Origin of the sequence: Gallionella capsiferriformans ES-2 (assembly GCF_000145255.1) — a bacterium.
GTDB classification, from domain to species: domain Bacteria; phylum Pseudomonadota; class Gammaproteobacteria; order Burkholderiales; family Gallionellaceae; genus Gallionella; species Gallionella capsiferriformans.
Genome location: NC_014394.1, coordinates 3,037,832 through 3,062,107 on the forward strand (window position 1 = coordinate 3,037,832; position 24,276 = coordinate 3,062,107).

Annotated in this window: 22 protein-coding genes and 1 pseudogene; all 23 read right to left on the bottom strand. The window is 47.7% G+C overall.

The window, feature by feature from the left end; translation table 11 throughout:
- Positions 1 to 31 precede the first annotated feature (31 nt).
- Positions 32 to 577 carry a dTDP-4-dehydrorhamnose 3,5-epimerase gene (rfbC, locus tag GALF_RS14095; protein ID WP_013294721.1) on the bottom strand — a complete coding sequence of 182 codons (546 nt, stop codon included), beginning with the start codon at positions 575 to 577 and terminating at the stop codon, positions 32 to 34.
- Positions 574 to 1,494, bottom strand: coding sequence for a glucose-1-phosphate thymidylyltransferase RfbA (gene rfbA, locus GALF_RS14100; protein ID WP_013294722.1), 921 nt, complete (start codon positions 1,492 to 1,494; stop codon positions 574 to 576). The genes rfbC and rfbA overlap by 4 nt, the downstream gene beginning before the upstream one ends.
- Positions 1,495 to 1,496: 2 nt before the next feature.
- A pseudogene (locus tag GALF_RS14105) lies at positions 1,497 to 1,853 on the bottom strand (four helix bundle protein).
- Between the two features lie 45 nt (positions 1,854 to 1,898).
- Positions 1,899 to 2,786, bottom strand: a complete 888-nt coding sequence (gene rfbD / locus GALF_RS14110; protein WP_013294723.1) for a dTDP-4-dehydrorhamnose reductase — start codon at positions 2,784 to 2,786, stop codon at positions 1,899 to 1,901.
- 30 nt (positions 2,787 to 2,816) lie between these two features.
- A complete protein-coding gene (gene rfbB / locus GALF_RS14115; protein WP_013294724.1) occupies positions 2,817 to 3,932 on the bottom strand; it encodes a dTDP-glucose 4,6-dehydratase in 1,116 nt (371 codons plus the stop codon).
- A gap of 25 nt (positions 3,933 to 3,957) precedes the next feature.
- Complete coding sequence (locus GALF_RS14120) at positions 3,958 to 4,902, bottom strand: UDP-glucose 4-epimerase family protein (protein ID WP_013294725.1); 945 nt, start codon at positions 4,900 to 4,902, stop codon at positions 3,958 to 3,960.
- Positions 4,903 to 4,904: 2 nt separating this feature from the next.
- Positions 4,905 to 6,035 carry a non-hydrolyzing UDP-N-acetylglucosamine 2-epimerase gene (gene wecB / locus GALF_RS14125; RefSeq protein ID WP_013294726.1) on the bottom strand — a complete coding sequence of 377 codons (1,131 nt, stop codon included), beginning with the start codon at positions 6,033 to 6,035 and terminating at the stop codon, positions 4,905 to 4,907.
- The gene (locus GALF_RS14130) at positions 6,028 to 7,038 is read right to left on the bottom strand and encodes a nucleoside-diphosphate sugar epimerase/dehydratase (protein ID WP_013294727.1); all 1,011 of its coding nucleotides are present in this window, start codon (positions 7,036 to 7,038) and stop codon (positions 6,028 to 6,030) included. The genes wecB and GALF_RS14130 overlap by 8 nt, the downstream gene beginning before the upstream one ends.
- A gap of 13 nt (positions 7,039 to 7,051) precedes the next feature.
- Positions 7,052 to 7,906 carry a dTDP-4-dehydrorhamnose reductase family protein gene (locus tag GALF_RS14135; RefSeq protein ID WP_013294728.1) on the bottom strand — a complete coding sequence of 285 codons (855 nt, stop codon included), beginning with the start codon at positions 7,904 to 7,906 and terminating at the stop codon, positions 7,052 to 7,054.
- On the bottom strand, positions 7,903 to 9,132 hold the full coding sequence (locus GALF_RS14140; protein WP_013294729.1) for a glycosyltransferase family 4 protein: 1,230 nt from the start codon (positions 9,130 to 9,132) through the stop codon (positions 7,903 to 7,905). The genes GALF_RS14135 and GALF_RS14140 overlap by 4 nt, the downstream gene beginning before the upstream one ends.
- Positions 9,120 to 10,487, bottom strand: coding sequence for a hypothetical protein (locus GALF_RS14145; protein ID WP_013294730.1), 1,368 nt, complete (start codon positions 10,485 to 10,487; stop codon positions 9,120 to 9,122). Before GALF_RS14145 ends, GALF_RS14140 begins: the two co-directional genes overlap by 13 nt.
- Entirely contained in the window at positions 10,484 to 11,623 is a 1,140-nt protein-coding gene (locus GALF_RS14150; protein WP_041938573.1) for a glycosyltransferase, read from the bottom strand. Before GALF_RS14150 ends, GALF_RS14145 begins: the two co-directional genes overlap by 4 nt.
- A gap of 8 nt (positions 11,624 to 11,631) precedes the next feature.
- The gene (locus GALF_RS14155; protein WP_013294732.1) at positions 11,632 to 12,585 is read right to left on the bottom strand and encodes an NAD-dependent epimerase/dehydratase family protein; all 954 of its coding nucleotides are present in this window, start codon (positions 12,583 to 12,585) and stop codon (positions 11,632 to 11,634) included.
- Positions 12,582 to 13,676, bottom strand: coding sequence for a glycosyltransferase WbsX family protein (locus GALF_RS14160; protein ID WP_013294733.1), 1,095 nt, complete (start codon positions 13,674 to 13,676; stop codon positions 12,582 to 12,584). Before GALF_RS14160 ends, GALF_RS14155 begins: the two co-directional genes overlap by 4 nt.
- 57 nt (positions 13,677 to 13,733) lie before the next feature.
- Entirely contained in the window at positions 13,734 to 14,435 is a 702-nt protein-coding gene (locus GALF_RS14165) for an acyltransferase (protein ID WP_013294734.1), read from the bottom strand.
- A gap of 7 nt (positions 14,436 to 14,442) precedes the next feature.
- Complete coding sequence (locus GALF_RS14170; RefSeq protein ID WP_013294735.1) at positions 14,443 to 15,459, bottom strand: glycosyltransferase family 2 protein; 1,017 nt, start codon at positions 15,457 to 15,459, stop codon at positions 14,443 to 14,445.
- Positions 15,460 to 15,494: 35 nt separating this feature from the next.
- The gene (locus tag GALF_RS14175; protein WP_013294736.1) at positions 15,495 to 16,526 is read right to left on the bottom strand and encodes a glycosyltransferase family 2 protein; all 1,032 of its coding nucleotides are present in this window, start codon (positions 16,524 to 16,526) and stop codon (positions 15,495 to 15,497) included.
- Complete coding sequence (locus GALF_RS14180) at positions 16,519 to 18,282, bottom strand: ABC transporter ATP-binding protein (protein WP_013294737.1); 1,764 nt, start codon at positions 18,280 to 18,282, stop codon at positions 16,519 to 16,521. Before GALF_RS14180 ends, GALF_RS14175 begins: the two co-directional genes overlap by 8 nt.
- Positions 18,283 to 18,330: 48 nt before the next feature.
- A complete protein-coding gene (locus tag GALF_RS14185; protein ID WP_013294738.1) occupies positions 18,331 to 19,353 on the bottom strand; it encodes a GDP-mannose 4,6-dehydratase in 1,023 nt (340 codons plus the stop codon).
- Complete coding sequence (locus GALF_RS14190) at positions 19,350 to 20,234, bottom strand: NAD-dependent epimerase/dehydratase family protein (protein ID WP_150102627.1); 885 nt, start codon at positions 20,232 to 20,234, stop codon at positions 19,350 to 19,352. The genes GALF_RS14185 and GALF_RS14190 overlap by 4 nt, the downstream gene beginning before the upstream one ends.
- Before the next feature lie 19 nt (positions 20,235 to 20,253).
- Positions 20,254 to 21,192 carry an NAD-dependent epimerase/dehydratase family protein gene (locus tag GALF_RS14195; RefSeq protein WP_013294740.1) on the bottom strand — a complete coding sequence of 313 codons (939 nt, stop codon included), beginning with the start codon at positions 21,190 to 21,192 and terminating at the stop codon, positions 20,254 to 20,256.
- A gap of 12 nt (positions 21,193 to 21,204) precedes the next feature.
- Positions 21,205 to 22,914 carry a thiamine pyrophosphate-binding protein gene (locus GALF_RS14200; RefSeq protein WP_013294741.1) on the bottom strand — a complete coding sequence of 570 codons (1,710 nt, stop codon included), beginning with the start codon at positions 22,912 to 22,914 and terminating at the stop codon, positions 21,205 to 21,207.
- Between the two features lie 23 nt (positions 22,915 to 22,937).
- On the bottom strand, positions 22,938 to 24,251 hold the full coding sequence (gene rfbH / locus GALF_RS14205; RefSeq protein WP_013294742.1) for a lipopolysaccharide biosynthesis protein RfbH: 1,314 nt from the start codon (positions 24,249 to 24,251) through the stop codon (positions 22,938 to 22,940).
- Positions 24,252 to 24,276: the final 25 nt, after the last annotated feature.

Genomic DNA, 24,276 nt, shown 5'->3' on the forward strand with positions numbered 1-24,276 from the left:
ATAGCGCACGCCAAAATAGCGTTAATCGTTTTCACTCGAACAGCTCAGCCCCGGCGAGCGATTTTCCCTGCAAATCTTTAGCGGACAAAGCAGGCGGCGCTTGCACCTGCCAGTCGATCGCAATCTCAGGATCGTCCCAGACAATACTGCGTTCAAATTCCGGATACCAGTAATCGGTGGTTTTATAAAGGAATTCCGCCGTATCGGACAACACAACAAAACCGTGCGCAAAACCCTCCGGTATCCAGAACATGCGCTTGTTCTCGGCAGACAATTCCAGCGCCACGTGCTGCCCGAAGGTCGGCGAACTCTTGCGGATATCCACTGCGACATCCAGCACTGCGCCTTGCACCACACGCACCAGTTTGGCTTGCGGGTGTTGAATCTGATAATGCAGACCGCGCAACACGCCTTTAACCGAGCGGGAATGATTATCCTGAACAAAGTCCGCGTCGCGTCCGGTCAACTCTGAAAACTTTTGACGGTTGAAACTCTCGTAAAAGAACCCCCGGTCGTCGCCAAATACCTTAGGCTCTAAGATCAACAAATCCGGGATGGCCGTTTGAATGGCTTTCATGCAAGCCCCTTTTCCCGCAACACCTGCATCAGATAGGCGCCGTAACCGCTCTTGATCAAGGGGGCGGCGAGTTTTTCGAGTTGTGCGGCATCGATAAACCCGTTGCTATAGGCAATTTCTTCCGGACAGGCGATTTTTAAGCCCTGACGATGTTCGATGGTCTGGATGAACTGACTCGCGTCGAGCAAAGATTCGTGCGTGCCGGTATCCAGCCAGGCAAAGCCGCGCCCCATGGTTTCCACCGACAAGCTGTCGCGCTCCAGATACACCCGATTCACGTCGGTGATCTCCAACTCGCCGCGCGGCGAAGGTTTTAAGTTTGCCGCGATGTCCAACACGTCATTGTCGTAAAAATACAGCCCGGTGACGGCGTAATTCGATTTAGGTACCAGCGGTTTCTCTTCCAGCGAGATCGCCCGCCCCGCCTTGTCGAACTCGACCACGCCATAGCGTTCAGGATCGCGCACGTGATAGGCAAAAACCGAAGCGCCTTCCTTGCGCTGTGCTGCATTGCGCAATTGCTGCTGAAAATCGTGACCGTAAAAAATATTGTCGCCCAGCACAAGGGCTGAAGGATCATTGCCGATAAAGTCGCGGCCGATAATGAAGGCCTGCGCCAGCCCGTCCGGTGTAGGTTGCACTGCGTATTGCAGATTCAATCCCCAGTTGCTGCCATCGCCCAACAATTGCGCGAAGCGCGGCGTGTCCTGCGGTGTCGAGATGATCAGAATGTCGCGTATCCCCGCCAGCATCAAAGTCGAGAGCGGATAATAGATCATCGGCTTGTCGTATACCGGCAGCAATTGCTTTGAAACGGCCAGCGTGACCGGATGCAGTCGCGTGCCCGAACCGCCCGCGAGGATGATGCCTTTTCTGGAAAGTCGGGAGTGGTCAGTAGTAAGTGGTGAGTGGGACATAGTTAGTGGTCAGTGGTCAGTAGTTTTTTGCGTAAGCCGGTCAGTAATTTTCCGGCGTGATCTGACAATTCAAAAGCAACGTGGTCAGGTGATGCGAAATTCAGCATCACCGCTAATTGTAGTTGTGTTTCCAATTCGGCTAATGATCCACGGGCAATTCCAATAAAATTCAAAAATTCTTTTGCGCCATTTCGTCCAGCCCCCTCGGCAATGTTACTGGGAATCTACACCGCTGCCCTGCGCATCTGCTGAGCCAAACCATGACGCTCTTCGGCAGGAAAGGCGGCAGTTAGCTCATAAATTGATTTCACCAATTGCATTGCTATTTTCCATGCTTCCAGTTGTTCATGCGGTTTCATATTTGCTGTAAGTCGTGAGTAGTTAGTTGGGAATTCTACTACCTACTACCTACTTTCCAGCACTTCGGTCAGCATCCTTGTAACACCAACCTGCCAGTGCGGCAAATGCAAGCCGAAAGCACTCGTTAACTTGCCGGTACTCAGGCGGGAATTGTGCGGTCGCGTTGCCGCAGTGGGGAACGCGCTGGTCGGCACGGCTTCAATCGCATCCGGCATCACTTTGATCGGCACACCGGCCTGCCTTGCAAAATCGATCACAAAATTAGCGTAACCGTGCCACGAAGTTTCGCCACCCGCAACCAAATGATAAAGCCCGGCAACATCAGGATTCACTAAGGATGTGCGTATCGCATGGGCGCTAACATCGGCCAGCAACTCGGCACCGGTCGGCGCACCTATCTGATCGTCGATCACCTTCATGCTGTCGCGCTCTTGCGCCAGACGCAGCATGGTTTTGGCAAAATTTCCGCCACGTGCGCCGTAAACCCAGCTGGTGCGAAAAATAAAGTGACGACAACCCGATTCCGCTATCAGTCGCTCGCCTTCTAACTTGCTAGCACCATAAACGCTCAAAGGTCCGGTCGGATCCGTTTCCATCCAGGGCTTATTGCCACTGCCATCGAACACGTAATCGGTGGAATAATGGATCAGCCAGGCACCCAAGCGCTTGGCCTCAGCGGCCAACACGCCCGGCGCCAACGCGTTAATGGTGCGCGCCAACTCAGGCTCACTCTCAGCACGATCCACTGCAGTATGTGCGGCTGCATTGACAATCACATCGGGCGCAAACTGTCGCACAGTATTCGTAAGCCCGTCCATATCCGTGAAATTGCAACGATCGGAACCCAACGCCAGCACCTCGCCCAAGGGGGCGAGACTGCGCTGCAACTCCCATCCGACCTGACCGTTTTTACCTAACAGAAGAATTTTCATCTGACTTGGCCGTGTTTGTCTTCCCACTTCCTACTCCCCGTATTGTTTCTCGACCCACTGGCGGTAATTGCCCGACAGCACGTTGCCCACCCAGCCCTGATTATCGAGATACCATTGCACCGTCTTGCGGATGCCGGTTTCAAAGGTTTCAGCCGGCTTCCAGCCCAATTCGCGCTCGATTTTGCGCGCATCAATCGCATAGCGGCGATCATGACCGGGACGATCAGTCACAAAAGTTATAAGACTGCGGTAAGTGGAGAGTGGCAAGTGGGTAACTGCAAGATCAGCGCCACTAACGACTGACGACTCACCACTACCCGGTTTCATAGGGCGCAGTTCGTCCAGCAAGTCGCAGACGGTATGAACGATATCGAGATTGGCTTTTTCGTTCCAGCCGCCGACGTTATAAACCTCGCCCAGACGGCCCTTTTCCAGCACGCAGCGTATCGCGCTGCAATGATCTTTTACATACAGCCAGTCGCGGATCTGTTGCCCATCTCCGTACACCGGCAGCGCTTTTCCGGCCAGCGCATTGACGATCAGCAGCGGAATCAGTTTTTCGGGAAAATGATACGGGCCGTAGTTGTTCGAGCAATTAGTCGTCAGTACCGGCAGACCGTAGGTGTGGTGATAGGCGCGCACCAGATGGTCACTGGCCGCCTTGCTCGCTGAATACGGGCTGTTAGGCTCATAACGATGCGTCTCGGTAAAGGCAGGCTCATCTTTCGCCAGCGAGCCGTACACTTCATCGGTGGACACATGCAAAAAGCGGAAATTTGCCTTTTCGGAATCATTCAGCGCGCCCCAGTACGCACGCACGGCTTCGAGCAAATGAAATGTGCCGACGATATTGGTCTGAATGAAATCCTCAGGGCCGTGAATCGAGCGATCCACATGGCTTTCTGCCGCGAAGTTGATCACCGCGCGGGGACGATACACCGCCAACAGGCGCGCCACCAATTCCGCATCGCCGATGTCGCCCTGCACGAAAGTATGGCGCGTATTGTCATTCAAGGAAGCCAGATTCTCCAGATTCCCCGCATAGGTGAGCTTATCTAGACTCATTACCGGCTCATCGTGCAGCGCGCACCAGTCCAACACAAAATTCGATCCGATAAATCCCGCACTGCCAGTTACTAAAATCATAGGTCTGTTTTCTTACAACGGTTAGTTATGGGGTTCCCGCCGTGAGCTGCAATCCTTGTGGCAGAGTATACGGGGGCGTCCAGTCAAGTTCGCGGCAAATTTTACCATTATCTATCTGTAGAAAACCCAACAGTCTCTCAACCTGATCCGCTTTACCAGTCATGCGCCCCGCCAGCGTCAACAAAGCCTGCGGACAGGGTAGCAGGCGCGCGGGATGACCCATTGCATCTCCCAACTGGCGCAACAGGTCGGGCGTAGAAATATCTTCGCCGTCGCTCACCAGATAAGTCTGCCCTGCAGCAGCTGGGTGAGTCGCACACAAAATTAAGGCATCCACTAAATTGCCGACATAAATGAGGCTGCGCTGATTATTGACCGATGCTAACGGCAGCGGTATGCCACGGGCCAGCACCTTGAGCATTTGCGCAAAATTACCTTTCACGCCCGCCCCGTAAACCAGCGGCGGACGGACGATCACCACCTCTAAACCTGTTTCTGCGGCAACGCGATGCAAAGCCTGCTCGGCCTCATATTTTGAAACCCCATACGGGTCTTGCGGGTCAGGCACATCCAACTCGGAGAATGTCCTGACACCGTCTGTCGCTTCACCGTTCACTTTAATCGAACTGACATACACCAGCCTTTTAACGCCTGCGCGCGCTGCTTGCCGCGCGAGATTTTCGGTGCCTGCAACATTCACTCGGCGAAATTCTGCCAAAGGGCTGGCTGAAATATCATGCATAACGTGAACACGAGCTGCGAGGTGTATAACGACACTCACACCAGTTAAAGCATCACCCCAGTCAGTCTTGAAATCAATACTTGAAATTTGGACTGTCTCACAGCCAGCAATATCAAGATTCGCTGAATCGCGAAGTGCGGCACGAACATCAAGCACACGGCGCGCCAACTCCGCACATAACATGCTGCCAACAAAACCACTTGCGCCCGTCACCAGCATGCGTGTCATATTTAAACCGATTTGGACCAGACTGTGCGATTCACATAGTCAACATAACTGAGCACAACCCGCAACATCTGCTTGGATACCGCACCAGCCTCGTAATCCTCAACCGCCTGCATCACACGCCGCGTTTTGTCATGCTGGGCAATGATGACTCGAACAGCATCGAGTACATGCTCCCTTTTCAAGCCACTCATAATCAACGTGCCAACATCCATACCTTCAGGACGTTCATGCGCATTACGGATAGTAATCGCAGGAAGATTGAGTAACGAAGCTTCTTCGGTGATCGTGCCGCTATCGGATACCACACACAAAGCCTCCATCTGAAGCTTGACGTAATCGCAGAAGCCAAATGGCTTAAGAAACTGAATAAGTGGATTAAGACCCCCCAACTCCATTGTATCTAAACGTTTTTTTGTTCTAGGATGCGTGGAGACGATGACTGGATACTTGTAGGTTTCCGCCAGAGCATTGAGTGTTTCGACCATATTCAACATATTTTCCGGGCTGTCGATATTTTCCTCGCGATGCGCACTCACGATAAAGAATTTATTCGCCTCAAGCCCCATGCGTTCCAACACATCTGATTGCTGAATTTTCGGCATGTAATGATCCAGCACTTCACGCATGTGCGAACCCGTCTTGATAATTGTTTCCGGACGGATTCCTTCGGCGATCAAATAGCGTCGCGCATGTTCAGTCAGCACCAGATTGATGTCACTCAGATGATCCAGCACCTTACGATTCAATTCCTCAGGTACACGCTGATCAAAGCAACGATTACCGGCCTCCATATGGAACACCGGAATTTTACGGCGCTTGGCTGCAATCACAGCCAGACATGAATTCGTATCGCCATACAGCATGATCGCATCCGGCAGCTCCTTTTCCATCACTGCGTCAGCTTTTTCGATCACCCGCGCGATGGTTTGAGCCGCATTTTCACCAACTGCCTCAAGAAAATAATCAGGCTTTCTAATGCCCAAATCATCGAAAAACAATTGGTTTAACTCGTAATCGTAGTTCTGACCGGTATGAACCAGAATGTGTTTTGTGTGCAAATCGAATTCGGCGATCACACGGCTCATTTTGATCAACTCAGGCCTAGTCCCGACTATGGTCATCACTTTAAGCATTTAATTCTTCCTTAATAAAATCCAGTTTTAACAACAACTCTTTAACTTGCCCCACATTCAGTCGCTCAGTGTTATGCGATGTGTAATCCTCCTGATGAGAGATCTTTTCCTCCCCCTCACTGAAAAATTGCGCATAATTCAAATCGCGATTGTCCGCAGGAATGCGATAGTAACCACCTAAATCTTCCGCCTTGGCCATTTCTTCTCTTGAAATCAATGATTCATAGAGTTTTTCCCCGTGACGGGTTCCGATGACACGAATTGGACTAGCGTTGGAAAATAACTCTTTCAATGCTTGCGCAAGATCCTCCACAGTGGACGCGGGAGCCTTCTGCACAAAGATATCGCCCTGCTTACCGTGTTCAAATGCGTATAAAACCAAGTCGACAGAATCTTCCAACGACATCAAAAAACGGGTCATATTTGGATCTGTGACAGTGAGTGACTTGCCTTCCTTCATCTGAGAAACAAACAAGGGAATCACTGAACCACGGGAAGCCATCACATTGCCATAACGGGTTGCACACAACACAGTCTCGCCATTACATTGGGAACGGGATTTTGCGACCATCAATTTCTCGGCCATCGCTTTTGAGATACCCATCGAATTGATAGGGTACACCGCCTTGTCGGTACTGAGCACGACAACCCGCTTAACGTTATTGGCGGTTGCGGCATTCATTACATGTTCGGTGCCAAGCACATTAGTTCGAACCGCTTCCATCGGGTAGAACTCACACGAAGGCACTTGCTTCAAAGCCGCCGCGTGAAACACATAATCAACGCCTTTCATTGCCTGATTAATACTGTCGTAATCACGCACGTCACCGATGTAAAACTTAAGCTTCGGATTATTGAACGCAATACGCATATCCTCCTGCTTCTTCTCATCACGGCTAAAAATACGAATCTCACGTACCTCCGTTGACAAGAAACGCTTGAGCACCGTATTCCCGAAGGAACCCGTACCACCCGTAATCATTAACACTTTATTTTTAAACATAGAGTATCCAGTTTTATTTATATGCGTGCATTGTGTTAATCAACTCTGGCCACTCTGGAGCGATATAACCTGTCGCCAACTGAAAGCGCTGCGCATCTAACGATCGATCAAGAATCAACTTGTCATCCGGTATGATATCGATCTGTTTAGCATACACATCGGCGATCAACCCCAGTAAATCGAGCTTATTGATTGGCTTCGCCGCAATGTGATACAGGCCCGATAAAGCTAAGTTCGGGATGACAAAATCTCGAATGATTTGCGCAAAAACAACCGTCGGCAGCCCTGAAAAAATGGCCCGAGAATATCCTTTACAACGACCTTCCTGCGCCAGAAACCAATCCAACAAGCCATATTGACTTTGAAGTTCATGACCTATAGTTGAGGTACGCAATGTAACCGTATGAGGGTAATGCAGTTCCCCTAATGCCTTGGATTTTCCATACACATCACGCGCGTCAGCGAAGTCATCTTCGACATAGCGGCCTTTAGCACCGGAAAACACACAGTCCGTACTGACATGTATCAAGCGGGCGCCGACAAGTTTACACAAACCAGCCAAGCGGTGCGGCATCAGCGTGTTGATCGGAATTGAAACCAACGGATCATCAGCCTCCGGCTTATGTTTGGTCAGCCCTGCACAATTTACAACCACATCCGGCCTTATTTGATCCAGCAATTTTACCAGATGATCCGTCTGCTCTACATCAACGCCCGCTACCAGACGCGCAGCTATCGATTCAGAAAAAAATCGCTTACAGTTCTCATCTCGAATACTGCCAAAAACATCGCTATCATTGTTTTCACTTAAAACACGCAGCACAGTGCTACCTATCATTCCGCTCGAACCCACAACCAATATTTTCATTTGTACTCCTTCCCGCTTTGCGATACAGCCTGTAAATGACCGATTAGCTGATCAACTAAACGATCATGATTAAAATACTGCTGATAATAGTTACGCCCACTTCGCCCCATTTGCTCAAGAAGTTCTGGCGGTGATTGGTACAAATTCAATATGGTGTCTGCCAATGCCCTCGCATCCTCTGCCGGCGTTGCTAACCCGGCTCCCGCCTCAACCACCAAGCGCGCTCCTTCGCCATTCAGGCAAGCAATAATGGGCCTACCTGCAGCTAAATAAGCCTGCACCTTATTGGGTACTGTCGCCGCAAAAATCGGCTGATCCGCCAAAGTTACCAACAACGCAGATGCCTGCTGCATAAAACCGGGCATCGTCTCCACCGGGAACCTTCCCGGCAAGTGAAGATTAGTCAGACCACGCAACTTCACTTCATTCAACATCCATTCGCGAGAATTACCATCACCCAGGACAACAAAATGAATGTCGGCATATTCACGCAGCAAAGTTGCGGACTCAACAATTACGCCAACAGCTTGTGCCACACCAATGTTGCCAGCAAACATAACCGAAAAACCCATACCCAAACCATCGACAACAGGTGTAATTTTCGTTGCTGGCATCGCAAAAGTATCATCCACTGAATTAGGGTAGTACACTATCGGCGTATTCGATGCCAGCAATCGAACGGGGGCAACGAACGCCCGAGACTGAACCAGAAGCAAATCGCAATGTCGATAAATAAATCGCACGACCAGTTCAACCAACTTAAGCGCCATGCGATTTTTCACATGCCCAGTGGCCGAAAGGCTTTCCGGCCACAAATCCTGCACCCACAACACTACGGGACATCCCTTCAACCAGCCAAGGAAAATCGCCGGAATCGCCTGAAGTATGGGGGACGGAGCATAAATAAAAATTACATCAAATTCTTTTTTGCGCAACATCCAGGGCGCGAACAACAATCCGGATATCACAAAAGACAAATAATTCAGCGCCAGTCGCAAACCACCACTTCCCCTTGCCAAAAATGGAATCCGATTGATGTTGACGCCTTGATGCAATTCCTTCTGGTATCCACCAGCCCTATATCCCGGAAAAATATGTCCACTGGGATAGTTTGGCTTGCCTGTCAGAACGTCAACTTCGACTCCATTTTCCTGCAGTGACGTAGCAACATCATTGATACGAAAACTTTCCGGCCAATAATACTGGCTAACAATTAATATGTGCATTTAATGCCTGACGGAATTAGCTTTGAGTCTAAATCTCTAGACCAGAGCACTAAACATGGTGCAAGGAAAACAGATATAAAAAGCCATACAGGAAATATCTGCATCCTCATTACAAGCCCAGTCATCACGCAATAACATAAAATCATTAATGCATAAACACTAGACACGCTATGCGTTGCTATATAACTACGTACAGCCCACCAGAATGACATCGTGCATATCCACAACATAGCGATCGTGCCTACTAAGCCCACATCTTGATACAAAACAAGCCAACCTGAATCTCGACCCTCCCCTACAAAGCGCCCCTCGATCGACAGCGATATTTCAGCTGGAACATTGGCTAAATAGCCAAATTTAAACAAAGCATAATTTATCAAATACAGTGGTGATGCGGCAAACCTATCGCCAAGTAAAACAATTTCGTGCCACCCTTTATCGCTGTTAAAGATTGGTATCACAAACCACCTAATCCCGAAGTACATCGTAAAAAAAGTAAGCGGTAAAATAATCAAAGACCACCAGTTAACACGTTTTTGCAATAATAAAACAGAAATAAATAACACCCCTAACAATAAGTAGCCTGCACTTCGAGCCCCCGATAAATAAATAGCAATCGAAGCCAAAATCATTCCCATTAACATAATTTTTTGATGCCCATTATATGCATGCATACCGTAGGCGCAACCAAGATAAACAAAAGAAGCCCAAAAAGCTAACAAGTTTGGATTAAATAAGATGGAACTCGCTCGATAAACCATCGCACCTGAACTTTCAAGGGTCCCTGCCCATGAGTGATGCCAAAAAATTTCATAAAACGCTATGCCATCTGCAAAAAATAATATAAATAATCCACCCAAAAACCATTTGGAAATACTTTCAGTCTTTAATGTATTATTACCGAGAAAGCCAACAAATCCGACCAATAAGAAGGCGAGCATGGCCTCAATAGAGGCGACATTTTTAAGTTGCAATCCGTCACCCTGCCTGATGTTAAAAAAGTATCCACAAAGCAAAGCTGCCATTCCAAAAAGAGTACTAATAATTATTTTTATCTCGTTTCTCTTGATTGTTAAATATCCATTATGTGCGTGTCCAAACAACACAAAAAAAACACTCCCTAATAGCACCAACGTAGACATCTTTGCCAGTGCCCCGCCCCCTTCTTGGTGCATTACAACTAGCAAATTTGCAGATTCGCTTGAAGTCAGTGCAAGTGCCGCAAAAGCGAAATGCAGCATCCCGTAGAAGAACAAAATTATCAGCAACGTTGCGACATCCCTTCGTTGCTTCATAAGCACCAAAAAACCAAACACTGTTACTACATTTATTATTTCAAATACATCAATTTTCATTGTCTACTCATTATAATTTCCGTGTAAAGCGCCCAGTATTGTTGAACAATTACATTCCATGAAAATTTCGTTAAAACATATTCTTTGATTCTTTCTGCCGCATGCTCAATAGCGCCTATATTGGACAACACAACTTCCAATCCTTGAACTAATCCTTCAATCGTAGCCGGAACAACCCAACCGGCACCTACATCGGCCACTTGATTAAACCCGCACTGATCGGTCAACAGTACAGGTATTCCACTGACACCCGCTTCAAGCACGACAATTGACATTGCCTCTTGCCGGGATGGAATAGCAAGAAACTGAGCCGCGTGATAGGCCTGTGACTTATCAGCACCGCCCAGATAACCGAGAAAATACACTCTCCCGTCCACATCCTCATGTTTTACAAGGCGTTTTAATTCTGCGAGCATCCCACCGTCTGGGCCTGCGAATACCAAATTAACTCCCGGGAATTTACTGCTAACCTTACAAAAAGCTTTTAACAGCAAGTCCGGTCCCTTGATTAAATTCAACCTTCCGACAAAAAGAATAAATGGTTGTGTGCCCAAACCATACTTCTTCCTGAAAAGATCATTATCTTTAGCCAGAAAATCAGTCTGCGCAATGCCGTTAGGAATTACACGAATTTTATCTTGAGGCACACCATATTCAGCAAATGACTTTATCTCATCGGGTGTCACTGCAATACACATAGATGCATTGCGGACTATCTTTTTTCCGACAACAAAATTATATATTCTCTTAAAAAGCTTCGATCTTCCGAAGATAGGCAACGAACCAGCGGGACAAACCACATAAGGTTTGTTTTGTTTGCGTATAGCGAAATAGACTAAAGCATTCAAAATAGTCCAGTGCCCCATTAAATGAATGATGTCTGCTTCATTCACAATTACATTAATTGCACTGAAGTTAATTTTCGGCACATAGAACCGCCTAAAAAGGCAAGGAAGCGCAATAACACGACCTGTCCCAAGAAAATTTTTGCGCTCTTCGCTTAACCCTGTGTCTATGGTCAATACGCGACAGTCAGCTCCAGACAGAGCAAGAAACTTGCTCATCTGATAAGATCTTTCGGCTTCTCCCCCTCCTGTTACAGGATCAATCGTGTTGCTTACGTTTAAAATCTTCATCAAAGATATCATTCATTTTTATTATCACAAGATTTTTTGTACCATGTCGCGAATCTATCTATGGCAACTTCAATTTTTTGTGGTTTATCGAAACCCAAATCGGCAAGTTTTTTGTCACAGTATTTTATCGATGGATTCGTATTCGATCTTCCTGCCAGGCGGAGGAATTCCCTAAGAATAAATGCTGGCACAGACAGCCTTGAAATGGGATAGCATATACCGAAAATAGTTAACAATCGGTTTTCAACGTCGCGATAATTATTCGCCTCTGAATCATCATCAGAAATAATGAAAACTTCACGATCAACTTTCTCAGCATCTAGTAGAAATACAAGTGCTGCAACTACGTTTTCAACACAAACGAGATTCATGCTTCTGCGGTTAAACACACATGATCTAATGTAATTAATCCATGGAATCTGGGTCAATAATTCGTTCGCCAGTTTAAGTAAATTTTTACCCCCCGGACCAAACACCGCTGTAGGACGAAGGATCGTAACCTCATATTTTCCAATAGCCGCATCAAGCACTATATTTTCCATACTCAACTTGGTACGTTCGTACTCTGAAGCAGGAGCACACACAGTGCTTTCAGTAACCAAATTACTGCCTGTTCTTCCAACTACAACCGCCGTACTACAATGAATCAGACGCTTGATCTGATTTTTGGCACACGCCATAGCAAGATTAGCCATTGCTTCAAGATTGCTTTGAGCCAGATAAGCAAGATTGATAACGGTGCAGTTTTTTCTTAGCAACACATCCAATGAATCCGGCTTAAGCAGATCACCTTCAATAAAGTTAATGTTGTCATCACTTTTTATTCTACTGCGATGTACCAAAACACGAACTTCAATGTCCTTTCTTTGCGCAAGAGACTTTAAGAGATGTTCGCCGATGAAACCCGAGGCGCCGATCACGACTACAGTTTTTAAATCGTGTGTAGATCGACCGTCACTCATTCAATCACTCTTTTCAGTGCCTGCAAATATTGCAAGCCCCACTTCGTGTCTGGCTCCAGATGATTACCTTCAGCCCACTCGTTCCAGGATTTCACAAAAACGAGCTTGTGTTCATCGTCACGCTCACCAAGCGCACCTACCGCATCATTTAAGTGAGCCTCAAAAAGTGCAGGGGTAGAATTTGCAAGCACTAATCCTTTGCGGCCTTTGCGAGGCGTGTTGTCCCAATTGGGATAAATGCAAGGATAAGCCTCACAAGCAAACTGGTTAAGATCCGGAACAAGGTGTTTGATCGCTTCGCTATACTCCACAACACGCGGCCCGCCCAATGACAATTTTCGCCGTATTCTCCAAATATTTTTTGTCACTTCGTTAACTACCGAATTTGCCGTGTTGGTAACTGCAAGTCTAGATAATGTGACGGCATCCAATCCAAGCTCTCCGGGATCGGCAAAGTCGAGCATATGGATCCCCACTATGTGCAGGCCTTTAAGTCCTGCCTGCAGCGCTAATTCACGCCAAAGATCAAATCGTTTTTTTGCATCAGGAATATCTGTTGGCTTAAATATGACAAAGAGTGGCTTCCCGTCCACCGTTATATAGCGCTTATCCCGGAAAGCTGTTAACAAATAATCAAAATGCGCTCTGTCGTCAGCTTCACCGGGGTAGGTCTGATCAATCAACATTCGGTGCGGCTCGTCCTTCCATATCCCGCTCCAGGAATGATTTGCCCAGCCCAAACAAAATGGAAAATCAGGTGAGCCAGATGAAAGGACCTCATTAAATGGTCGCTCCAACATACGCCGCCCACCAAACCAGTAATGCCAATAGCAAAATCCCTCTACACCATAGGCAGCGGCCATTTCCGCCTGCGCTACTCTGGTCTCAGGCAATCTAAGGTCATAAAACCCCAAGTCTGCCGGAATTACAGGTTGTTCATGCCCTTTAAACAAAGACTTCGCACTAGCGACATTTGTCCATTCAGAAAAGCCACTACCCCACCACTCATCATTTTCTGGTGTCGGGTGAAATTGTGGTAGATAAAAGGCAATTACACGGGCCAATTTCTTCTTGCTTATTTTTTCAGTCATATTTTATCTTCAACTCATACTATCCAGCAAAATTTAAACTATATCTCATTGTTCTTTCTATTCTTCCGAAACTTCCCATTTTTCGCTACTAAAATTGAACTTCTTTAAAATTTTTGCAGGAATTCCGCCAACAATTACATTGTCAGGCACATCACGAGTAACTATAGAGTTTGCTCCCACCACAACCCCATCACCGATTCGAATCGAACCCACAATTGTAACGTTATCTCCGATCCAGACTTTGGAACCTATGACCACAGGTCCGTGTGAAACCAATTTTCGCGCGACAGGTGGCTCACTAGGATGACTTTGCTCTTCGCCTCTATACGATCCATGATTATGATCACTAATATATACGCCACTTCCGAACAAACAATCATCACCAATCTCAACCCTGTTTACGGCAGAAATGTGCAATCGTTCTGAAGCATGAAATCCTTTACCCAGCCGAAGCACTGGAGTGTCTGACATCCCGGAGTATAGATCTACAACCTCAATCCACGCATACCGGCCTATTGATAACCTTTCGCCAACCTCAATTAACCGGGTACCAATTACTCTTGAACCTCGCCCAAGATATGCTTTGTTCCACCCAAGGAAATAGGCAGAAAATTTTCCTTCAAGTATGTAAGTCAACCAGCCAACAAGACGAAAAAGAGCAACAAGAGGCCGTTCTTGTGCGACCACTTTTGATATTTGCAATAGACGCTTTAAAAGTCCCGTCATGAAAGGAATTCGCTGCATAAATGATTTCGTCATCAATTGCTCACACTAAGGCCCAACCAAAAAGACGACGAAACACTTTGAGAAATACGTTGTAACAACCTGCAATAGGTAACGGAAATCGTATTAATGGCGCAAGAAAAATATGGTACCTCCAGTTATCGCCGAACGCCTCTTTCAAACCTGCTGCCATATCCATATCCGAGAACTTGCTCGACCCTTTGCGAAATTCGAAAATGAAGCCCGGAAAAAAATTAACGATGGTGCCATTTTGAATGGTTCTAGCTACTGCCGGCATATCTTTCAGGATCTCATTTGTAATCTTAACCAGATTACATCCAAATACTTTAACGAGCCCATAGCCACCTGAGTTCGAACCTTGCGCTGCAACCACCCAGTCTTCAATAGTCATGAAATTCTTGCCTTCACGCAACAAGGGTAACACCCAACTTAATTGAACAAGATTACTAGCAGTCAATTCAGTTCGGTAATTCATGCCGATACCACTGCGTACTACGAGCCCTGAAATAAACGTCAGCATTACATTCGTGCGACGGGTGAATTCTGCAGCACTTCTGAAGCTTAAAGCACCGTGACTTTCTTGGCACCTTGGTTTTTCCTGATAGCTATCTTTAAACCAGTAGTTATTGACATACAGAATATCGATCTTCCCCTTGAGGAGTTGACTCAACACAATGCCCAGATTACCGGGAAGTAGTACGTCATCATCCCCGATAATCCACACGTAAGGCGTGATGGCCGAGTCATAGCATTGCGCAATATTCTTATCAGGACCAACATTCACAGGGTTGCGCACTGCCTCAAATACACCCGCTTGCATCCCTTGATATTGGGCAATGACTTTTGGTGTAATACCATCTGACGAAGCGTTATCCGATACATAAATTTTGACTAGGCAACGCTGGTCTTCGCTTAAGCCAGCGATCTCCTCAACAATTCTTTTTAAACAGAGATCAAGATACGTTGCTCTGTTATAGGTAGGAATTGCTATTGTCAGCAATGGCTGACTGTTTACACTGAGTTCACCTGCGGTTTGCATCTATGTAATACCTTTCAAACGAGTGAGCCTGCCACTCACCGGTTCTTAATTGAACGTCGCACCACTCTCGAAAAAAGTCTCATAACAACGTGCCGTTCAAAATCCAAATGTGTTATGAAACCACCCCCCCATAGGGCCATGGTTTCACTTTTATAGCGCCGATAAAAATTCAGTCCAATACTGAGCAGTTCTTTATTTTTTATTTCTTTACACTCCATGTAGTAATGAGTGCATAAATTCTCATTTCTCAGTATCGACTGATACCCCTTGGTGGCAGCGGCTAACTCATGAATAAAAGTATCAATAATTAATTTGTGTTTATCTTGCGGTGTAAGCTGCAAGGTGTTTATATGCTTCGAGTAGTTGACTGCCAGTTTCAATCTGGTTTCAGGTGAAAAAAACGCGTTCTTTAATTTACCATTAGTAGTTGATGACTTATGTTTTACTACCATCGTCCCTGTTTCTGGCGTAAATGTTGGTCTGTGGTAAATCGCACCATCCCCCAACAAACATAATTCTGCAAAAGCAAATTCAAGGGGGAACAAGTCGACGAAAGCGTAATCAGAAAATCTCTCGACAAGCTTGATCGATTTCAACATCTCATTATTAAAAACATACCCAGTAGGATGCCGTCCTTGATAGGCGATATTTCTTATCGCCAGATAACCCCTTGGGAAAATCTCACACTCTGCTTCAGATATCGAATCAAACGCACAATACCCACCAGCCAAACTAGGATGCTGCGCTAAAAACGATTTTAAATCGCTTATCTTTGCACTATCGACATGATCTTGGTCAGTGGAATACACAAGGAATTTTCCTCTGCCTTTGTTCAATACATTAACCATATTGAACAAAGCACCTTTGTTCTCTCCATTGCTGTAGACACACAGCCTTTCGTCTTTAACAGTTCGTAAAATATCGAGAGTGCCATCAGTTGATCCATTGTCCAAGACAACAACTTCTATGGTCGGATCGGTACACGATAAAATATTCGTAACCAGCCTACTTACAATCTCGGCGCGATTGTAAGTAGGTATGCAAAAACTCAATTCAATATTATTCATCGGTCAGATTTTTTCTTTTTTGAATGCTACCGTTGGCAATCTCGATGATCTGCGTACAGTTTTTTAAGGTAGAGAGGCGGTGGGCTATTATCAGAACGGTGAGGTCGTCACTGAGAGCCTCAATCGCCTGCATTACAGCCAACTCTGTTTCATTATCCAAGGCACTCGTCGATTCGTCGAAGATGATCACATCGGCACGTTTATATAAGGCGCGAGCAATGCCGATGCGCTGGCGTTGACCACCTGAGAGTTGAACTCCACGTTCTCCAACATTGGTCTGATATTGGCTAGGCCAAGTCTCGATGATGTCAGCAATTTGCGCTTGTCGTGCAGCCTGCCTGACACGCTCGTGATCTATCTGATCTCTAGGTACGCCGAAGGCGATATTTTCTTCTATATTGCTGTCGGCAAGAAAAATGGCTTGAGGAACATGCGCGATATGGGCTTGCCAGGAACGATGGTTTTCAACAGTAATCACCGCTCCATCGATCTCGATGGTCCCCTCGGTTGGCTGAAGCAGCCCCATGATAATATCGAGAAGTGTGCTCTTGCCGCTTCCAGTTGTTCCGATGAAGCCAACTCGGCTGCCTTTGACAAGGCTGAGATCGATGTCCTTAAGGACCCACGGCGTTTGCGGACCATAACGAAACGAGATCTGATGCAATCTGATCTGTTGCTGGAATGGCAGCGGTGAGGCGGAGGACTTTTCGGCATGATCAGGCAATGGCTGGTCAAGTAATTCCAGCGCATCTTGCAATGACGCCTGGGCGCCATGAATGGTAGACCACGCCCCATATGCTTGCTGCAAAGCCGGTAACAAGCGCTGCAAGCCTAGCGCCATTGCAGCCAGCATTGGGATGGCCATAGCAAGACCATCAGGCTGCTTGGCAAGCAGATAAGCCAACGTGGCGATAAGCAGCATAGCCAATGCTTCCATACCGTAACGAGGGCTATTGCTGATAAATTGGTTGCTCCCTTGAGCGCGGCGCAAGGTCTGATCGGCATTGCGGTAGTTAGTACAAAAAATCTCCTGAGAACCATCGATCAGAACATCTCGTATACCACCCAACCCCTCTTGAAGTGATTTGATGACATTAGTGGATTCACGTGCAATGTGCTGACTATCGATCTTAAGTCTGTTACGGGCTAATCTGATTATGAAGGCATAAATAAGGCCAAATCCGGCAAATGCTGCTAACGCGATACCAGGAATAATCGACAGCAGTGCTAAAAGTATCGCAACCAACATGACACTCGCACTGATGAGATTCAAGGTGGGCATCAGAATATAAAAGATGACTTCGCCGACTTTTGTCGAGATCCCGTTGATCACTTCGCTACTGTTGCGAGCAATGTGGACTGCATAAGGTTGATACAGTGTGCGGCGGTATATGCCGTTGCTAAGATCGGCACCGACTGCAAAGGATAGTCGTATAGAGGCCCATAGCAGAAACACGCGCAGCTCACTAGCCACGAGTGCGGCCAATCCAAAGGTTATGGTTAACGGGAGCAGTAACTGCTCGACCGAGGTCAGCCCCAGCGCTTGAATAAAAGGCTGCGCGGCAGGGTGTTGAAAAATGCGACTCGGTGCAGTCAACGCACCGAGGAAAGGCAGCACCGCCCCGATGCTGAGAATTTCAGCAAACGAGGAGAGCGTCATCAAAACCAGCAAAATCCAGAACTGCCCGCGCCGGCGCGAGCCGATGTGATGCCATAATCGGCTAATGAGTTGGGTGATTGGCTGCGTCAGGTTCATGAGAACACTCAAGGTTTGTATGATTTAATTATTTTTAGTTGGCCGCACTCATTGCTGTTGGCTTACCCATTCAACCATACGCGCCACACCATCCTGTGCGGAAACCATCGGTTGCCAATTTAGCAATTGTCTGGCTTTGGCAAGGTCAGCCACGAATACGCGCTGATCGCTTTCTCGTACAGGCAATCGGGTGTAATTCAATTTTGTATTCGATATTTTTTCCAACAGAGTAAAGAGCTCCAGCAAAGACAAACTGTTTTCAATGCCTCCACCGATGTTAAATGCTTGCCCTTTGGCTTTATCAATATTGCTAACTGCAGCCATATACAGTCGCTTCATGTCATCCGCATGGAGTACATCTCGCACTTGTTTGCCTGTGCCGGAGATCGTGAAGGGCTCCTTGAGCAAGCCTTTGCTGGATTCTACCGCTTTCTGACAGAACCAACCGATCCAGCCTTGATCATAGCTGGCGAATTGTCGACCGCCGTACATCGAGGAATGACGGAATACCACTGTCTTTAGACCGAAGATTCTGGCGTAATCCAACATGTACTGATCCGCAGCCCCTTTGGAACATCCATAAGGAGAATGAAAGTCGAGCTGAGTTTGTTCATTGAAACCGTTGGGTTGTTCCTTGCACAGATAGCGGGTCTCATTTTCGCTATAAGTGTATTGCTCCAAGTCACCATACACCTTGTTGGTAGAGGAATACACGACTGTAGCTTCCGGTGCGTGTTGCCGCACCGCTTCCAGCAGGTTATGCGTCCCCATCACATTGACTTCAAAGTCCATACGCGGATTGGCAATCGAGGTAGTCATCGCCACCTGACCGGCCAAGTGAAATATTGCGTCGGGCTTGAATGATTGAACAATCCGGGCAATGTCGTTATGGTTGCGTATATCTCCATGCTCAAAGGTAAATTTCCCTTGCGCTTGCAGCCAAGGCAAATTCTCACGTGAGCCGTTTCGATAAAGATTGTCGAATACAACGATCTCATCACCACGCAATAATGCGTCGGATGCCAAGTTACTCCCCAGAAACCCACATCCACCCGTAATCAATAATTTCATAATTTTGTTCTTTCTTGTTCAATCACTTTTTTCAGCCCAGTTTCAAGATCGTACTGGCATCGCCACCCCAATGCGGCCAATTTCGTTATGTCCGCTTCAGAATGCATCACCTCTCCTTCGCGATAGGGCAACGCACCAAAATCCAAGTAAGTTTTGGAGGCAGTAATACGATGTACAGTTTCGACAAATTCTCTGATCGAAACTGAGCGCCCGCTCCCCACATCGAACTCCACAAATACGCTGTTGAAGCTGTCCATTTTCTCCAGCAATACCATGTATGCAGATACGACATCATCGATATAAATAAAATCTCTTCTTTGCTCGCCTTTGGTTAGCCTCAATTCTGGGACATTGCCAAGACAGCTATTGATTACGTAGGCCGAAAATTTTGTTGGGTCGTCGTCTGGCCCATAAAAATGCTCAAGCCTGATATTCGCAAATCGCATCTTTTCATGTATCGAAAAGAATTTCCCCCACTGCAGAAGCTGATTCTTTGAAAGGGCATATAGGTTCAGATATTTATCCAGAATCGTATCGGTATTAAGAAATGCTTCAACTCCCGCACGACTCCCCGCATCCAATAATCGCAATGGGAATTCGGTGTTGGCCGCAAATATTTCAGTTACAGATTCGTTATTCCGCCCATAACAGGTAGCCGTATGAATGATCGTGTCTATCTTTCCACAATCACGAAAAAACTGATCAAAATCGAGCCCCTCAATATCAAAAAAATCAATTTCGGAAATGATGGACTCAACCCTGTGCAAAGAAGAAGATTTTCTTTTTAATGCTACTACCTCATTACCCGCAGCCAATAATTCTTTGGCCAAGTGACTCCCTAAAAATCCAGTCACTCCTGTAAGCAATATTCTTTTTTTCATGCATTTTCGATTCATCAATTTAGCCTACAACCAACGGAGTTATAATTTTCTTAGCCTCAATCAGTATACATTCCAATGATGTCAAACTAGGCTGATATCCGAAGTCGGCAGCACGAGTATTCAGCGAGTAGTAATGCGACTTGCCACCCGTTGCATTGACGCCGGCGTCATTCCCGGTTATTTCATACTGCAATACGAATTCCTTTTGCATGGCTGCCAACAGCGCCGGTTTATCGATCGGCGCACGGCTGTAACAATCGACTGCCGCATTGGCAGGTGGGGCTGCAAGCAACACACAGACCAGGCTGTAGAAATCGGACGGATGCAAAAAATCTCGCACGATATAGTCGGATGAGGTCTTCAGCACCGTTTTGTCACGTATGGCGCGCAGTATATCGGTGATCAGAAATCTTGCATCAATATCCTGCGTACGACTGAAATAGTTGAATACACGGATATCGATAATATTTAATTCAGGATGCGCACGATGCCTGCATTCGGCATGCAACTTCGCCACGCCATACCATTCGTGCGGCGCCAAATTATTGATCGCCACTGTGGCTGCTGTATCGCGCGTGGCAGGCTCGTTAAAACTTGATCCGTAGGCAGCGCCGCTGCTCAAAAACAAATAGCGACAAGCCGGATGCGTCTTCAGGTAATCCAGCACCATTTCATCGAAACGCAGTGTAATGTCGAAAATGGAACTTCCCATCGCTAGCGCCTGTGCCGGATTACCGACCCCGACGAAGTTGATGACGGCATCAAACTCGTGTCCGACAAACTCCGCAAAATCATCTACCGGATAACACCCTGAAAGCCCTGCGGATGCCAGCCATTTCGCCACTTCATCCGGGCGGCGCGCAAATAGGTGCAGTTTTTTGTCTGCCTCGGCTGAGAACGAGACAATCAAATCTCTAGCTATCTGGCTGGTCGCTCCTAAGATGGCAATTTTCATCATATCGATGCTCAATTAGTCATTCAGTTTGGGAAACTGCTCATCCAGCTTCGAGCCGAAGGCCAGACGCGGACGGCACTCGGTAGCACCTTCCATCATCAGTTCAATCAGCAGCGCGCCCTTATGGTCAGCGATCATATCCACAACACGAGTCATGTCATCCGCAGTTTCGGCGCGATGCGCCTCAATACCGTAGGCGATAGCAATATCCGTGAATGAAGGACTGCTATAGCCCTTTTTAGTCGACTGGTCGCGCCCGTCAAAATACATGTCCTGGAAATTTTTGACCATGCCCAGCACCGAGTTGTTCATCACGATAATGGTCAGATCCAGCCCTAGGCGATTTAAGGTATCCAGTTCCTGAATGTTGATTTGCATGCTGCCGTCGCCAGTAATCACGACAACCTTGCTCCGCGACTGAACCGCAATACCCAGCGCGGCGGGCAGGGCAAAGCCCATCGCACCCATCCCGCCACTGTAATGAACCGCCTGACTCGGCGCTAGACGCAGGCTTTGCGCCGCCCACATCTGGTGATTACCCACGTCGCAGACGTAATCGACAGGCTGGGTTGCCAAGCTGACATTTAGCTTTTTGAACAGCTCACTCGGACTTATTTTCCAGTCTGCATACTCATTGGTTTCAGCACGTTCACGTTGTTCTGTTAAATCGAGCAGCCAGTTCTGGTCCAAATTCTGAAAGGTATCGGCCTGCAGCAAAAAAGCTTTAAACACACTTTCTGCCGCTGCACAGATACTCAGATCAGCCTGAACCCGGTTTTCCAATTGAGCAGGGTCAATGTCGATCTGCACCACGCGGGCCTGCCGGGCGAAGTCGTCCACATCGGAACCGGTTTGCCGTACATCAAGACGCGCACCGATGACGATCAACAGGTCGCAGTTCTGCACCGCCCAATTGGCTTCGCGATTGCCGTAGCTGCCGATCATGTTGAAGTAATTTTGACGCGCGACCACCCGCTCATGCCCCATCAGTGTTGCCACATAGGGGATGCCCAGCGCATTTGCCGCCAGCAGCCACTCATCCATAGAATCTGCCCAGCGTGCCCCGCCACCGACGCAGATCAAGGGTCGCTGCGCAGCTTGGCATAAGGATGACAATTGTTGCAATTGGGCGGAGGTAATTTCTGATCCCGCGCTGATTGCCAATGGTGTACTCAACCACTGCTCAACCAGTTCATCAGGAATCTCAGCGCGCTGAACATCGTTGGGAATATCCAGTAACACCGGGCCTTGTCTTCCGCTCAACGCCAGCGAGAGCGCCTTGTGCAATTGCGGCAACAAATCGCCTGCCTCATCAACTCTCAGCGCATATTTTGTCAGCGATTGAGCGACAGCCACAATATCGAGTTCCTGAAAGCCTTGCTGCCGGATAGCCCGGTCACCCTTGAGCTCCCGCGTATTGACTTGCCCGGTGATAAATAGGCACGGGACCGAATCGAACCAACAGCTGCCGATACCCGTCAGCAAATTAGTCGCCCCCGGCCCACTGGTTCCCATGGCAACTGCAATGGTTTTACCCCGGGTATGTCTCGCTACGCCTTCCGCCGCAAAAGCCGCCGATTGCTCGTGGTGCATCGAGACGATGTTGAATTGCCCGGATTCGGCGAAACTGTCCAACAGGTGCGTGATCATGCCACCCACCAGTTCAAAACAAGTTTGAACCTGATGGGCGATCAGAAATTTTGCTACGGCGTCAGAGGCTTTCAATGCGTATCCTGATTCTCGTTATGCTAGAAATTCACACCAAAAAACGCTTCGATTTTCTCGACGATAAAACTTAACATCTCTTCGTTCAGACCAGGATATACGCCAATCCAAAAGGTGTTGTTCATAACGCTATCGGTATTTGTGAGTTCACCGCTGATGCGATATGCGCGACCTTCGAAATATGGCTGGCGAGTCAAATTACCCGCGAACAACAAACGCGTGCCTATCTTGTATTGATCCAGATATTTCAACAGTTCAACACGATTAATTCCTGACGATTCACGCAGCGTGATCGGAAAACCGAACCACGAGGGCTCGCTGCCTGCGGTGGCTTCGGGCAGAATCATGAATTCCTCACACGACTTCAGACGCTCTTTCAAGAAGATAAAGTTCTGTTTCCGTGCCTCGATAAATCCTGGCAAACGATCCATCTGCGCCAGTGCACACGCGGCCTGCATATCGGTGATTTTGAGGTTGTAACCCAAGTGTGAGTAGGTGTACTTATGATCGTATCCCATCGGCAGTGATCCCAACTGCTGGCCAAAACGCTTGCCGCAGGTATTGTCGCAACCAGGACCACAGTAGCAATCACGGCCCCAGTCACGGAAGGACTCGATGATGGTGCGCAAGTCACGGTCTTTGGTAAAGATCATGCCGCCCTCGCCCATGGTAATGTGGTGCGCCGGGTAAAAACTACAGGTCGCGATATGACCGAAGGTACCGACGTGCTGGCCTTTGTAGCGAGAACCGAGCGCATCACAGCAATCTTCGATAACCCAAAGATTGTGCTTTTTGGCCAGCGCCATCACGCTATCCAGATCAAACGGATTGCCCAGCGTATGCGCTACCATGATGGCACGGGTACGATCCGTCACGGCCGCTTCAAGTTTGGCAGGATCAATGTTGTAGGTAGGAATGTCCACATCGACAAACACCGGAACCATGCCATTTTGCAAGATAGGATTAACGGTAGTCGGGAAACCTGCCGCTACGGTGATCACTTCATCGCCCGGTTTCAGCGCGCGCGCGCCCAACTTATGCGATGTCAATGCAGTGAAGGCCAGCAGATTCGCCGACGAACCTGAAGTGGTCGTCAATGCGTAAGGCACGCCGACAAATTCGGCAAAGCGCTTCTCGAAGGCTTCGTTGAAACGCCCGGTCGTCAACCAACCATCCAGCGAGGCTTCAACCATATTTTTGAGTTCAGGTGCGCCGATCACTTTGCCGGAAGGCGGAACGATTGACGTACCCGCCGTAAAGGTTTTTTCTGCATATTGCAGCGCACTGTATTGCTCGACCAAACCCAATATTTGTTGCTTGATAATTTCTTTATCCACGCTAACCTCGGCTTATATTCAATTC

Coding starts and splice junctions, on each gene's coding strand:
- GALF_RS14195 (WP_013294740.1), bottom strand. CDS start 21,192: ATGATGAAAATTGCCATCTTAGGAGCGACCAGCCAGATAGCTAGAGAT.
- GALF_RS14175 (WP_013294736.1), bottom strand. CDS start 16,526: ATGAATAATATTGAATTGAGTTTTTGCATACCTACTTACAATCGCGCC.
- rfbC (WP_013294721.1), bottom strand. CDS start 577: ATGAAAGCCATTCAAACGGCCATCCCGGATTTGTTGATCTTAGAGCCT.
- GALF_RS14135 (WP_013294728.1), bottom strand. CDS start 7,906: ATGAAAATATTGGTTGTGGGTTCGAGCGGAATGATAGGTAGCACTGTG.
- GALF_RS14120 (WP_013294725.1), bottom strand. CDS start 4,902: ATGACACGCATGCTGGTGACGGGCGCAAGTGGTTTTGTTGGCAGCATG.
- rfbB (WP_013294724.1), bottom strand. CDS start 3,932: ATGATTTTAGTAACTGGCAGTGCGGGATTTATCGGATCGAATTTTGTG.
- rfbA (WP_013294722.1), bottom strand. CDS start 1,494: ATGTCCCACTCACCACTTACTACTGACCACTCCCGACTTTCCAGAAAA.
- GALF_RS14170 (WP_013294735.1), bottom strand. CDS start 15,459: ATGCAAACCGCAGGTGAACTCAGTGTAAACAGTCAGCCATTGCTGACA.
- GALF_RS14145 (WP_013294730.1), bottom strand. CDS start 10,487: ATGAAAATTGATGTATTTGAAATAATAAATGTAGTAACAGTGTTTGGT.
- GALF_RS14160 (WP_013294733.1), bottom strand. CDS start 13,676: ATGACTGAAAAAATAAGCAAGAAGAAATTGGCCCGTGTAATTGCCTTT.
- GALF_RS14185 (WP_013294738.1), bottom strand. CDS start 19,353: ATGAAATTATTGATTACGGGTGGATGTGGGTTTCTGGGGAGTAACTTG.
- GALF_RS14155 (WP_013294732.1), bottom strand. CDS start 12,585: ATGAGTGACGGTCGATCTACACACGATTTAAAAACTGTAGTCGTGATC.
- rfbD (WP_013294723.1), bottom strand. CDS start 2,786: ATGAAAATTCTTCTGTTAGGTAAAAACGGTCAGGTCGGATGGGAGTTG.
- GALF_RS14140 (WP_013294729.1), bottom strand. CDS start 9,132: ATGCACATATTAATTGTTAGCCAGTATTATTGGCCGGAAAGTTTTCGT.
- GALF_RS14130 (WP_013294727.1), bottom strand. CDS start 7,038: ATGTTTAAAAATAAAGTGTTAATGATTACGGGTGGTACGGGTTCCTTC.
- GALF_RS14180 (WP_013294737.1), bottom strand. CDS start 18,282: ATGAACCTGACGCAGCCAATCACCCAACTCATTAGCCGATTATGGCAT.
- GALF_RS14150 (WP_041938573.1), bottom strand. CDS start 11,623: ATGAAGATTTTAAACGTAAGCAACACGATTGATCCTGTAACAGGAGGG.
- GALF_RS14165 (WP_013294734.1), bottom strand. CDS start 14,435: ATGACGAAATCATTTATGCAGCGAATTCCTTTCATGACGGGACTTTTA.
- wecB (WP_013294726.1), bottom strand. CDS start 6,035: ATGCTTAAAGTGATGACCATAGTCGGGACTAGGCCTGAGTTGATCAAA.
- GALF_RS14190 (WP_150102627.1), bottom strand. CDS start 20,234: ATGAAAAAAAGAATATTGCTTACAGGAGTGACTGGATTTTTAGGGAGT.